Below are 12,150 nucleotides of genomic sequence, written 5' to 3'. Positions count from 1 at the left end.
TCTTGTCGAAGGGGGCGTCGGGATTGACCTTGGCCACCGCGATCTCAGGCAGCACGGTGAAGTTGGAGAAGGTCGAGCAGCCCATGTAGTGGAAGATCTTGTCCTTGCCGATCGAAAAGCGCGACGAGCCGTCCGGCATCAGGCCTTGGCCCTGGGTGGCGCGGATCGCCGTGCACAGGTTGGTCTTGCGTGACAGGCACGACGGGCACTGGCGGCATTCGGGCGTGTAGAGCGGGATGACGTGGTCGCCCTTCTTGACCGAAGTGACGCCCTTGCCGACATCGACCACCACGCCGGCGCCCTCATGGCCGAGGATGGCCGGAAACAGGCCTTCGGGATCGGCACCCGACAGCGTGAACTCATCGGTGTGGCAGATGCCTGTCGCCTTGATCTCGACCAGCACCTCGCCCTCGCGCGGACCATCGAGGTCAACCTCCATGATCTCCAGCGGCTTTCCGGCGGCGACAGCAACTGCGGCGCGGGTTTTCATGGGGCAGTTCCTCCAATGCGAATTTTTTTCCAAGGTTTCAGGTTTTATCGACACGATCAACTGGAAGCTGGTGCCTGGACTGGGCCACAGCGATGAATTGGAATCGCAAATCGATTGAAAAGCAGTGATTTGCATGGTCGGCTTGACCCCGCAAGCACAGGCCATAAAAGGAACGGCCGACCCGAGGGATAACATTCCGCATGTTCACCAAGATCCTGATCGCCAATCGTGGCGAGATTGCCTGCCGTGTCATCAAAACGGCGCGCAAGATGGGCATCGCCACGGTTGCCGTCTATTCCGATGCCGATCGCGATGCGGTGCATGTCGAGATGGCCGACGAGGCGGTGCATATCGGGCCTTCGCCAGCGGCGCTGAGTTATCTCGCGCCTGAAAAGATCATCGCCGCCTGCAAGGAGACGGGCGCCCAGGCCGTGCATCCCGGCTATGGCTTCCTGTCCGAGCGGGCGGCCTTCTGTGAGGCGCTGGAAGCGGAAGGCATCATTTTCATCGGTCCAAAACCCAAGGCCATCAAGGCGATGGGCGACAAGATCGAATCGAAGAAGTTCGCCAATGCCGCCAAGGTTTCCACCGTGCCCGGCTGGCTCGGCGTCATCGAGAATGCCGACCATGCCGAAAAGATCGCCGGCGAGATCGGCTATCCGGTGATGATCAAGGCTTCGGCCGGTGGCGGCGGCAAGGGCATGCGCATCGCCTGGAGCCGGTCGGAAGTGCGCGACGGCTTCGACCGGGCGCGCTCGGAGGCCAAGAGTTCGTTTGGTGATGATCGCGTCTTCATCGAGAAATTCGTCGTCGATCCGCGCCATATCGAAATCCAGGTGCTGGCCGACGCGCATGGCAACGCGCTCTATCTCGGCGAGCGCGAATGCTCGATCCAGCGCCGCAACCAGAAGGTCGCCGAAGAGGCGCCGTCGCCGTTCCTCGACGCCAAAACGCGCAAGGCCATGGGCGAGCAGTCCGTGGCGTTGGCCAGGGCTGTCGACTACCAAAGCGCCGGCACGGTCGAGTTCATCGTCGACAAGGACAAGAACTTCTATTTCCTTGAAATGAATACACGATTGCAGGTCGAGCATCCGGTGACGGAACTTGTCACCGGCATCGATGTGGTCGAGCAGATGATCCGCATAGCGGCCGGCGAAAAGCTCGCCTTGAAGCAAGGCGATATCAAGCTGAACGGCTGGGCGGTGGAAAGCCGGCTCTACGCGGAAGACCCGTACCGCAATTTCCTGCCCTCGATCGGCCGGCTGACGCGCTACCGGCCGCCGGAAGAAGGCCAATTCGGCGATGTCGTCATCCGCAACGACACCGGCGTCACCGAAGGCTCCGAAATTTCGATGTTCTACGATCCGATGCTGGCCAAGCTGTGCACCTGGGCGCCGACGCGTCTGGAAGCCATCGATGCAATGTCGGAAGCGCTCGACAGTTTCGTCGTCGACGGCATCGAACACAACATCCCGTTCCTGGCGGCGCTGATGCAGCATCCGCGCTGGCGGGAAGGGCAGATATCGACCGCTTTCATATCAGAGGAATATCCCGACGGTTTTGCACCTGTCGTACCGAACAACGATGAGAAAGCCGTGCTGGCGTCGATTGCGACGGCGGTGGAACTGCTGCGCCGTGATCGGCTCGACCGGCTGGGCGGGCGGCTGGCGCCGCATTCGGGAGCGCTGAAGCGCGACTGGGTGGTGAAGATCGGCGATGATTATCTGTCGGCGTCGATCCTCGAGGGCATGATTTCCATTCCGCTGGAAATCGATCTGTCGATTGAGGGCGGCAAAGCACTGACCGTTGCATCCGACTGGCGGCCGGGCGACCTGATCTGGCGCGGCACGGTCGGCAAGCGCAAGGTTACAGCGCAGATCAGGCCGGTTGCCAATGGCTTTCGCATCGCCTGGAAGGGCATGTCGGTGACCGCGCGCGCCATGCTGCCGCGCACCGCCGAGCTTGAAAGGCTGATGCCGGAAAAGATTGCGCCTGACACGTCGAAACTGCTGCTTTGCCCGATGCCTGGCCTTGTCGTGTCGATTGCCGTTGCCGTAGGGCAGGAGGTCAAGACTGGCGAGACGCTCGCCGTGGTCGAAGCGATGAAGATGGAAAACGTGCTGCGTGCCGAACGTGACCTTGTCGTCTCCAAACTCAACGCCAAGCCGGGCGACAGCCTTGCCGTGGACGCGGTGATCATGGAGTTTGCGTAAAGGCTCGCCGGGCAGGCAGCCTGTGATCAGCAATGGTTTATGCTGGACTGGCATCACGCGGTCCCGGACAATACATCTCCATCGACTCAAGGACCTTCACGCAGCACCATGGCCGACGAAAAACTTCCCCGCGATCCCCTGAAGCGCGAAGCCGCAATAGCGGCAGCGCGGCCGGAGGCACCCGCTCGGCCCTTCGTCCATCTGCGCGTACATTCGGCCTATTCGCTGCTGGAAGGCGCCTTGCAGATTAGCAAGGTGGTCGCTCACGCGGTCAAGGATGAAGCCCCGGCCATTGCCGTCACCGACACCAACAATCTGTTCGGCGCGCTGGAATTCGCACAGAAGGCGGTGAAGGACGGCATCCAGCCGATTATCGGCTGCCAGACCGCGCTCGCATTCTCCGGTGAAAACAGCGACGGCCAGCGCGATCGCAGGCGGCAAGGCCCCGATACGCGGCCGGTCGTCCTGCTTGCCGCGACCGAGGCCGGCTATTCCAATCTGGTCAGGCTGGTCAGCCGCGTCTACCTCGAAACGCCGCCAGGCGAGGCCGTGCACCTGACCACCAATATGATGCAAGGCTATTGTGACGGGCTGATCTGCCTCAGCGGCGGGCCGCGCGGACCGATCGGCATAGCGCTCAAGGAAGATCGCCGCGACCTGGCCGAGGCTCGGCTTTTTACCCTCAAGTCGATGTTCGGCGACAGGCTCTATGTCGAGCTGGACCGGGTTTCCGGCTATGACCGGGTGATCGAGAAATCCTCGATCGATCTGGCCTACGCTCATGAATTGCCGCTGGTCGCCACCAACGAGGCGTTCTTCTCGGCGCGCGACGATTATGATGCGCATGACGCGCTGATCGCCATCGCCGAGGGCTCTGTCGTCGCCGTCGACAACCGCCGCCGGCTGTCGCCGGACAATTTCCTGCGCAGCCAGGCGGATATGGCGCGGCTATTCGCCGATCTGCCGGAAGCGATCGACAACACCGTCGAGATCGCTCTGCGCTGTTCCTACTATCCCAGGAATCGCAACCCGATCCTGCCACGCTTCACCGGCGGCGACGTCGCCGACAATGACGCCGCCGTGCAGGCGGAGGCCGACGAACTGGCCCGTCAGGCGCATGAGGGGCTCGACGCGCGGCTGGCAGCGCATGGCCCGACTCCCGGCTACACGGTCGAGCAATATCGCGAGCGGTTGAATTTCGAGCTCGGCATCATCACCAAGATGAAGTTTCCCGGCTATTTCCTGATCGTTGCCGACTTCATCAAATGGGCCAAGTCACAGGGCATTCCGGTCGGACCGGGCCGTGGTTCGGGCGCAGGTTCCCTGGTCGCCTATTCGACGACCATCACCGACATCGATCCGCTGCGCTTCTCGCTGCTGTTCGAGCGCTTCCTCAATCCCGACCGCGTGTCGATGCCCGACTTCGACATCGACTTCTGCCAGGATCGCCGCGAGGAGGTCATCCGCTACGTCCAGCAGAAATACGGCCGCGACCAGGTCGGCCAGATCATCACCTTCGGTACGCTGCAGGCACGCGCCGTGCTGCGCGACGTCGGCCGCGTGCTGCAGATGCCCTATGGCCAGGTCGACAAGCTCTCCAAGATGGTACCGCAGAACCCGGCCAATCCGGTCAAGCTCGCCGACGCCATCGCCAACGAGCCGCGCTTTGCCGAAGAGGCCGAGAGGGAGCCGATCGTCCAGACGCTGCTCGACATGGCGCAGAAGCTGGAGGGCCTCTACCGGCACGCTTCGACACACGCCGCCGGCATCGTCATCGGCGACCGGCCGCTGTCGGAACTGGTGCCGATGTACCGCGATCCGCGCTCGGACATGCCGGTCACCCAGTTCAACATGAAATATGTCGAGCAGGCCGGGCTGGTGAAGTTCGACTTCCTCGGCCTGAAGACCCTGACGGTGCTGGAGACAGCGGTGAAACTGATTCGCCGTCGCGGCATCGAGATCGACCTGGCGACGATCCCGCTCGACGATCCCGAGACCTACGCCATGCTGTCGCGCGGCGAGGTGGTCGGCGTGTTCCAGGTGGAAAGTGCCGGCATGCGCAAGGCGCTGATCGGCATGCGGCCCGACTGCATCGAGGACATCATCGCGCTGGTCGCGCTCTACCGGCCGGGGCCGATGGAGAACATTCCGACCTACAATGCCAGAAAGCATGGCGAGGAGGAGATGGCGTCGATCCATCCCAAGATCGACCATCTGGTGAAAGAGACGCAAGGCGTCATCGTCTACCAGGAACAGGTGATGCAGATCGCGCAGGAGCTTGCCGGCTACTCGCTCGGCGAAGCCGATTTGCTGCGCCGCGCCATGGGCAAGAAGATTCGCGCCGAGATGGACAAGCAGCGCGAACGCTTCGTTTCGGGCGCGGTCGAGCGCGGCGTCGGCAAGCCGCAAGCCGACTTCATTTTCGACCTGCTGGCCAAGTTCGCCGACTATGGTTTCAACAAGTCGCACGCCGCGGCTTACGCGGTCGTCTCGTACCAGACCGCCTATCTCAAGGCGCATTATCCGGTCGAGTTCCTGGCGGCGTCGATGACGCTCGACATGGGCAACACCGACAAGCTCGCCGATTTCCGCCAGGATGCGCTGCGCCTCGGCATCGAGGTTCTGGCGCCGTCGGTGATATCGAGTTTTCGTCCGTTCGAGGTCGGTGAGAACCGCATCTACTATTCGCTGGCCGCGCTCAAGGGCGTCGGCGATACGGCAGTCGAGCACATCGTTGCCCAGCGTGGCGAAAAGCCGTTCAAGAACCTCGCCGATTTTTGCGAGCGGGTCGATCCGAAGATCGTCGGCAAGCGCGTCTTCGAAAGCCTGATCATGGCCGGTGCGCTCGACTGCTTCGGCCATGATCGTGCGTCGATGCTGGCGGGCGTGGAACGCATGATGGGGCTGGCGTCGCTGGCACAGCAGAACGCGGTCTCCGGCCAGCACGACATCTTCGGCGCTTCGCTCGGCGCCCAGTCGCAGGCGCTCAATCTGCCGGCGACGGAACCGTGGCTCGCCGCCGACCGACTGCACCGCGAATTCCAGGTGGTCGGCTTCTACCTCTCGGCGCATCCACTCGACGAGTACAAGGCGGCCCTGCAGAAGATGCGGGTGCAGACGTGGGCCGAGTTTTCGGCGGCCGTCAAGCGCGGTGCCGCCGCCGGCCGTCTAGCCGGCACGGTGACATCCCAGCAGGAACGCAAGACGCGTACCGGCAACAAGATGGGTGTCATCGCCTTTTCCGATACATCCGGCCAGTACGAAGCCGTGCTGTTTTCGGAAGGACTGGCGCAATATCGCGACCTGCTCGAGGCCGGCCGCTCCGTCGTCATCACGGTCGCGGCCGAGGACAGGCCCGAAGGCGTCAATCTGCGCATCAACTCGGTACAATCGCTAGAGGACGAGGCAAGCCGCATCCAGAAGGCGCTGCGCATCTTCGTGCGCAACGCCGCGCCGATCAACACACTGGCTGGGCAGCTTGCCGTCAGGGGCGAGGGCCAGGTGAGCTTCGTGCTGATCAAGGAAGAAGGCGAGGGGGAAATCGAGATCGAGCTGCCGAACCGCTACCGGATCTCCCCACAGATCGCCTCGGCGATGCGAGCGGTGCCGGGCGTGGTCGAAGTGGAATTGGTGTGACCCCCGCTCTTCCGGGCTGGCTGCATTTCGCCGGGCGGTTCCTGCAGCGAACGCCACCGCAATCATCATGAAAGCGGCAGGCACGGGCGGATCACAGGCGGTTTCAACCCTGGCCCGGCTGCGCGACTGGCTGCGCAAGCTCTATCACGGGCGCACGCCGGCGGCTTTCCGGTTCCAGGTGGTGGCTGTCGTCATCGACCTCGCCATCATCGTTTTCTTTATCGCGACGCCGGTTCTCCAGGATAAGCCGTCATTCCTCTGGCTCGACTATTCGGCGGCCGCTCTCGTCGCTGCGGACCTGGTTGCCCGGCTGCTGGCTTCCAACGACATGCTGCGGCTGATGAAGCAGCCGACATCGTGGGTCGATGTCTTCATCCTGTTGACGCTGCTGATGCCGACGGCGTTGGCCAATCTCGCTTTCCTGCGCATCCTGCGGCTGTGGTCGCTGTCGCGCAGCGGTTCGCTCTGGCGGCATTTCGAGATGCGCGGCTTGCGGCCCTGGCGCGAAGCGAGCCAGGCGGTCATCAACCTTTTGACCTTTCTGTTCGTCGTCACCGGCTTCGTCTACACCTTCTTCTTTCGCACCGGCGCCGGCCTCGAAAACTACATCGACGCGCTTTATTTCACCGTCGCCACGGTAACGACGACCGGCTTCGGCGACATCGTGCTGCCGGGCATGGCCGGCAAGCTGACGGCGATCGTCACCATGATCATCGGCATATCGCTGTTCGTCAGGCTGGCGCAGGATCTTCCGGCCGGCCAAGGTGTTCTTTCCCTGCCCGCAATGCGGCTTGCAACGGCATGAGCCGGATGCCGTGCATTGCAAGGCCTGCGGCCATCTTCTCAACATCCCCGACGAGGGAAACTGACCAGCGGCGGTGTTACGACGCTACCACGTCGGCCGGCCTTATCGCCTTGCGCTGGAGATTGAGCAGATTGCCCATCAGGATCAGCAGCGCGCCGCTGGCGGTGAAGGCGTCGGTCTGTTCCTGACACAGCAACCAGCCATGGCATACTGGATGTGCCGCTCTTACGACGAGAGCATAAAATTCCGCCAATTACTTGATGAACCACATAATCCGCCGACGGGCACGGCTCTCGTATATCATTGACTAACTTGTTCTTGATAGTGTTGCTGCTAGGCAGCGGAAATGTTGGGCGTAGCCTGGTTGTCAGTAAGGCCTACGATGGGCGGAGCGAGGCACGATGATCGCGAAGGCAGATTTTGCGGGGGTCCAGACCGATCTGAATGTCCCGCGCGCCGATGATGCGGGGGCGCCTCTCGTATCGGCCATTATTCCTTGCCTGAACGAAGAGCGCACGCTCGGCATCTGCATCCAAAAGGCTCTCGATGCTTTTGCAAAGCGGGGTATCGAGGGCGAGGTGGTCGTCGGAGACAATGGGTCGAGCGATCGGTCGGTTGAGATTGCGGAGTCCCTCGGTGCGCGCGTCGTGCACCAGGGGGTCAAGGGATACGGCGCGGCGATTAGCGCGGCGGCTAAATCTGCACGAGGCAAGTATCTCATCATGGCGGATGCAGACGATTCCTACGACTGGAGCAGCCTCGGAGATTTCATCGACGCATTGGAGCATGGTGCCGAACTGGTCATCGGTGATCGCTTTGCGGGCGGTATCGAGCCGGGCGCCATGCCTCCGCTGCATCGATATCTCGGCAACCCGGTGCTTTCAATGATTGCCCGTTGGCTTCACCATTCTTCGATACACGATTTTCATTGCGGCATGCGCGGGTTGACCCGCGATGCGTTTCTGAGGATAGGCGCGCGCTCAACCGGCATGGAATTCGCCTCGGAGATGGTCATCAACGCGCATCGCGCAGGCCTCGTGATCCGTGAGGTACCGATCAAGCTCTATCCGGACAAGCGTGGCCGTCCACCCCATCTGCGCTCATTCCGTGACGGTTGGCGACACCTGCGACTGATCGTAGCCCATGCACCCGATACCATGTACCTTATACCGGGACTGACCTTGCTGGTGATTGGCATTGCTGGCCTTGCGATCCTCGCTGCGGGGCCTGTCCGGATCGCCGGGTGGTATTTCGGAATTCACTTCGTCGCACTCTCGGCAATGGCGACACTGATTGGTCTTTCGGCGATCCTTTTTGGCATGCTGGCCAAGGTGGCGATCGCTATTTATCACCCAGTCCACGGAGGCCGAATCGTGCCCTGGCTGATGCGCGGTCGCCCGTTGGAATGGCTGCTCTTCTCAGGTGGCGTGCTCGCAGTGGCCGGCTTTGTTGCGGACCTGTTGCTGGCGCTGCACTGGATTTTTGTCGGCGGGCCGATGGAGCGGTCGGTGCACCTGACCTTTGTGATCACCACCGCCTGCGTGGCAGGCATGTCCATGGTGTTATCCGGTTTCGTGCTCAAGCTGCTGCTTGATAATTTGGATGACAGGCCGCCCGACTGGCTTCCAGGCGGGAACTCGAGCAGGTAGCTGCGTGGGCGAAAAGCCATTTCTGTCCGTCGTCATGCCGGTCCACGAAGGTGAGGCATGGATTGGCGCGACACTTGAATCGCTGGCTGCTGAGCCGACCGGCGATCTGGAAATAATCGTTATCGACAGCAGTTCGACGAGCGCCACTGCTGCCATCGTCGAACGATTTGCCCACCGATTGCCCCTTCGGCTGCTTCAGCGAAGGGATCTTGCGCCTTGGCAAACAAAGACCAATTTAGGCGTCGAGTTGGCGGCCGCCGATCACGTCTGCATCCTCCACCAAGATGACCTGTGGCTGCCCGGGCGCGTCGAGGCCGCCCACCGCTGGCCCGCGACCTCATCCGAAGCCGGGCTTCATTTGGCCCCGACCGCCATCATTGACCGCTACGGCCGCCGAATTGGGCGCTGGAACTGCCCTTTGCCGGCTGACGAGGTGCTCGGAACTCAATTCCTGCTGGAGCGGCTGCTTGTTCAAAACTTTGTCTCGGTGCCCGCTCCGATATTCCGCAGAACCGCATGGCTGGAATGCGGAGGCATGGATGAGAAACTCTGGTATACGGCAGATTGGGACATCTGGGCGAAGCTCGCCAGTATCGGTCCTGTCGTTTATCACGACGAGATCACTACGGCCTTTCGGGTTCACGGCGGTTCGTTGACTGTAGCTGGATCCCGTGACGTTAGCGAATTCCGGTCGCAAATGCAGATTGTCCTGGAGCGCCATCTTTCCCGGCTTCCGGCGAGCAGCCGACGCTGGGTTGAACCTGCCGCTCTGGCGTCGATCAGCGTTAATGTCTCGCTGGCCGCCGCGTCGGGCGGCGACTTGAGAGCTTTGGTTCGCGCGGCTCGTGCTGTGCTGTCGCTCGGGCCGATGGGAATAAGGCGCTATTTGCGCGACTCGCGGTTGCGCGAGCGTGTTGTGTGCCGGCTTCGCGCCAAACTGACGGGAGCTTTCTGAGGCCGATGCCCAATCCAATTATATCCACGGATGAGCCGATGGAACAGGAGCGTGACGCGGGCATCCGCAAAAGACCGCTTTTGGAACGGGGCTGGCGATACACGCTAGTGGGGTTGATGTGCGCCATTGCGCACAACGCCATCATGATTGTGGTCGATCACTTGGGGGGACATTACCTGCTGGGCATCCTGATCTCATTCCTGGCTGTCACGCCGATCGGATACGGACTGCATAGCCGGTTCACTTTCGCGGAGCCACTTCGCCTGAAGGCATTCACGCGTTTCGCAGGAGGCGTGGTCGCGGCTTATCCGATCTCGGTAGCTATGATGGTCGTCCTCTGTTCCGGCTTCGACCTTAGTGTTCCGATTGCAACCCCAATCGCCACCATCGCCCTATTCGCCTGGAACTTTGCTGCCGCGCACTGGGCTATCCTGCCGCGTCTCCATCTGTACCCCGCTGCCGTGCCGACGGCACCCACTCACCCGGCGAAACGCCAATCAGCAAGAAACGAGGAATAAGAATGCTGGCACCAGGTCAGGTCGCGCGCAGGGTTCTCGGCCGCCATTTTGAGCCGGTCGGCAATGTGTATCGTCGTGTGTTCGTCAACCTCAACCTGATCGCGGATTTTCTTGACGGTGAGTTGCCGAACGGCGCGAAGATCGTGGACATCGGCGGCGGTGACGGCGCGCTTATCGAGCGGCTCCTAAATCGACGCCCTGACCTAGCTGTTACGATGTGCGATCTAGCTCCTTCAATCGGTACATTCTTGAGCGACGTACATCGGGCGAGGGTTGTACTTCTGCCTGCGACTGATCTCACCGAGGTTACTGGGCTTTACGATGCTGTCACGATTTCCGACGTCATCCATCACGTGCCGGTCGATCAACGCGACTCATTTTTCAAATCGCTGGCCAGCAGCTGCGAACGCTGGGCTTGCCGGAAGATCATCTTGAAGGACATTGAGCCGGGCGGCGTGCGCGCCACGCTGTCGCTTCTGGCGGACCGGCACATCACCGGAGACAAGCATGTCGTGCTGTTTTCACGCTCGGACTTTGCCGTCATGGCGCGACGGTATTTCCCAAAGGCGCAGAGGGTATCGGCTGTACCTGACTGGCCGAACTATTGCGAAGTGTTGAGTTGGTAGTCTCTGAACATTTTGACCTGCAGGGATGTCCCGCGATCAATGCCACCGCCCCGGGTTATGAGGGTGTTCGGCGCGATGGTGCGGGCGTACAGCCCGTTGAATTATTTGGTCGCGATGGTGCCGAGCATACTGGCGATCCGATGACTCTCGGGGCGATCGACAAGCAATTTGTCGATGAATTTGAGCGGGAATGTCAGCGTCAAGACCGCTCCTTTCGCCAACATGTAGCGGGTCCGGTTCTCCCGACCCACTATCACGCCGACGTACTCGGAAAGGATGTTGACGATTGCGCTCGTCGGTCCCTGATGCGTTTGAACCTCAACCCTTCCGAACCGCCGAAGAAGCTGCTCGATCCCGTCTTTCGTGAAGTTGCAGTAATGGGCAGGGTAGCCATGGTAGGGAAACAAGAACGGGTTGATGCACAGCAGCTTGCCGCCTGGTTTTAGGACGCGGAGCACTTCATCAACGACCGCAGCCGGATTGGGAACATGCTCGATCACGCTGTCCAGAATGATGTAATCGACTGAATCGCTCGGGAGTGGGGTGCGCTCAATATCCGCAACGAGATCGACATTCGGCGCCGGGAACAAGTCAATGTTGAGCACATCGGAGCGGATGCGCCGAGCGCCGGAACCGAACTCGATGACTATGGAGTGTGGAGGCACCGATGCTAGAAACGAATTCAGTGTGTCATGCGGTGAATACTCGCTTGTTATGAGCCGCTTCAGCAAATTGTAAAAGCGGGCGCGGGTGCTGGTGCCGGCATACGCCTCTTCATGGAAGCTGGCGTCGAAGCCTTGCCTTGTCGGTGGCTCGGCAAAGAACGGAATGCCTTTTCGAATGGGATAAATGGCTGAGCAGGACTTGCATGTTAGGGCATCGGGGCCTGTCACCAGCGCAGCATAGCAGGCTGGGCAGACAAGACCCGACGTGAATTTCGGTTGCAGCACGCGCGGTCCTTTCGAGTCTCCACACTATTGGGGAGAGCAGGTTACGATGGATGACTATAGGCCTTTCTTAACGAGCGAAGGCTAACAGTTGTTAAAATCCGCTCAGCGCGAGCTAAACGCGCGGACTCTGCAAGAACCCACTACACATGCGCGACCAAACAAAATCACGCAACGCGGTTTCGGCACGGTATTCGACAAGCAACCGCGCCGGGACCGAGGCGAAGCCGCCTCGCCAAACGGGCTGTTTGCGTTTGTGGAGCGGTAGCAGTCGAAGTGGCGAGGTGATGCACTTTCTGGCACGCCGGCGG

8 protein-coding genes and 2 pseudogenes are annotated in these 12,150 nt (G+C 61.2%); 7 read left to right on the top strand and 3 right to left on the bottom strand.

Annotation, left to right across the window (positions count from 1 at the left end; all coding sequences use genetic code 11):
• On the bottom strand, positions 1 to 490 hold a 490-nt coding region (locus tag NKJ06_RS24500; RefSeq protein ID WP_352810878.1), incomplete at its 3' end, for an alcohol dehydrogenase catalytic domain-containing protein.
• Positions 491 to 690: 200 nt separating this feature from the next.
• Between NKJ06_RS24500 and NKJ06_RS24495 the strand changes: the two genes are divergently transcribed.
• The 3 genes and pseudogenes from NKJ06_RS24495 (at position 691) to NKJ06_RS24485 (ending at position 7,208) form a co-directional block, all read left to right on the top strand.
• Positions 691 to 2,703: an acetyl-CoA carboxylase biotin carboxylase subunit gene (locus tag NKJ06_RS24495; protein WP_352628112.1), complete on the top strand. Its 2,013-nt coding sequence runs from the start codon at positions 691 to 693 to the stop codon at positions 2,701 to 2,703.
• Positions 2,704 to 2,811: 108 nt separating this feature from the next.
• Positions 2,812 to 6,339 (top strand): DNA polymerase III subunit alpha, encoded by a 3,528-nt coding sequence (gene dnaE, locus NKJ06_RS24490; RefSeq protein ID WP_352810874.1) that lies wholly within the window; start codon positions 2,812 to 2,814, stop codon positions 6,337 to 6,339.
• Positions 6,340 to 6,406: 67 nt separating this feature from the next.
• Positions 6,407 to 7,208, top strand: a pseudogene (locus NKJ06_RS24485) (potassium channel family protein).
• A gap of 12 nt (positions 7,209 to 7,220) precedes the next feature.
• Here the strand turns inward: NKJ06_RS24485 and NKJ06_RS24480 are convergent.
• Positions 7,221 to 7,346, bottom strand: a pseudogene (locus NKJ06_RS24480) (EamA/RhaT family transporter); the annotation flags it as partial.
• Between the two features lie 199 nt (positions 7,347 to 7,545).
• Here NKJ06_RS24480 and NKJ06_RS24475 point away from each other — a divergent pair.
• The 4 genes from NKJ06_RS24475 to NKJ06_RS24460 are packed head-to-tail and all read left to right on the top strand — an operon-like array spanning position 7,546 to position 10,892.
• Positions 7,546 to 8,793 (top strand): glycosyltransferase family 2 protein, encoded by a 1,248-nt coding sequence (locus NKJ06_RS24475; protein ID WP_352628114.1) that lies wholly within the window; start codon positions 7,546 to 7,548, stop codon positions 8,791 to 8,793.
• A gap of 4 nt (positions 8,794 to 8,797) precedes the next feature.
• Positions 8,798 to 9,748, top strand: a complete 951-nt coding sequence (locus NKJ06_RS24470) for a glycosyltransferase (protein WP_352628115.1) — start codon at positions 8,798 to 8,800, stop codon at positions 9,746 to 9,748.
• A 38-nt stretch (positions 9,749 to 9,786) separates the two neighbouring features.
• Positions 9,787 to 10,266, top strand: a complete 480-nt coding sequence (locus NKJ06_RS24465; RefSeq protein ID WP_352628117.1) for a GtrA family protein — start codon at positions 9,787 to 9,789, stop codon at positions 10,264 to 10,266.
• A gap of 2 nt (positions 10,267 to 10,268) precedes the next feature.
• Positions 10,269 to 10,892 (top strand): class I SAM-dependent methyltransferase, encoded by a 624-nt coding sequence (locus tag NKJ06_RS24460; protein ID WP_352628118.1) that lies wholly within the window; start codon positions 10,269 to 10,271, stop codon positions 10,890 to 10,892.
• A gap of 101 nt (positions 10,893 to 10,993) precedes the next feature.
• Here the strand turns inward: NKJ06_RS24460 and NKJ06_RS24455 are convergent, their stop codons facing one another.
• Positions 10,994 to 11,842: a methyltransferase domain-containing protein gene (locus tag NKJ06_RS24455; RefSeq protein WP_352628119.1), complete on the bottom strand. Its 849-nt coding sequence runs from the start codon at positions 11,840 to 11,842 to the stop codon at positions 10,994 to 10,996.
• Positions 11,843 to 12,150: the final 308 nt, after the last annotated feature.

Source organism: Mesorhizobium sp. M0293 (assembly GCF_040321735.1).
In the GTDB taxonomy this organism is placed as follows: Bacteria; Pseudomonadota; Alphaproteobacteria; order Rhizobiales; family Rhizobiaceae; genus Mesorhizobium.
Note: the sequence above shows the minus strand (reverse complement) of the source record. Positions and strands in the feature narration are given on the sequence as shown.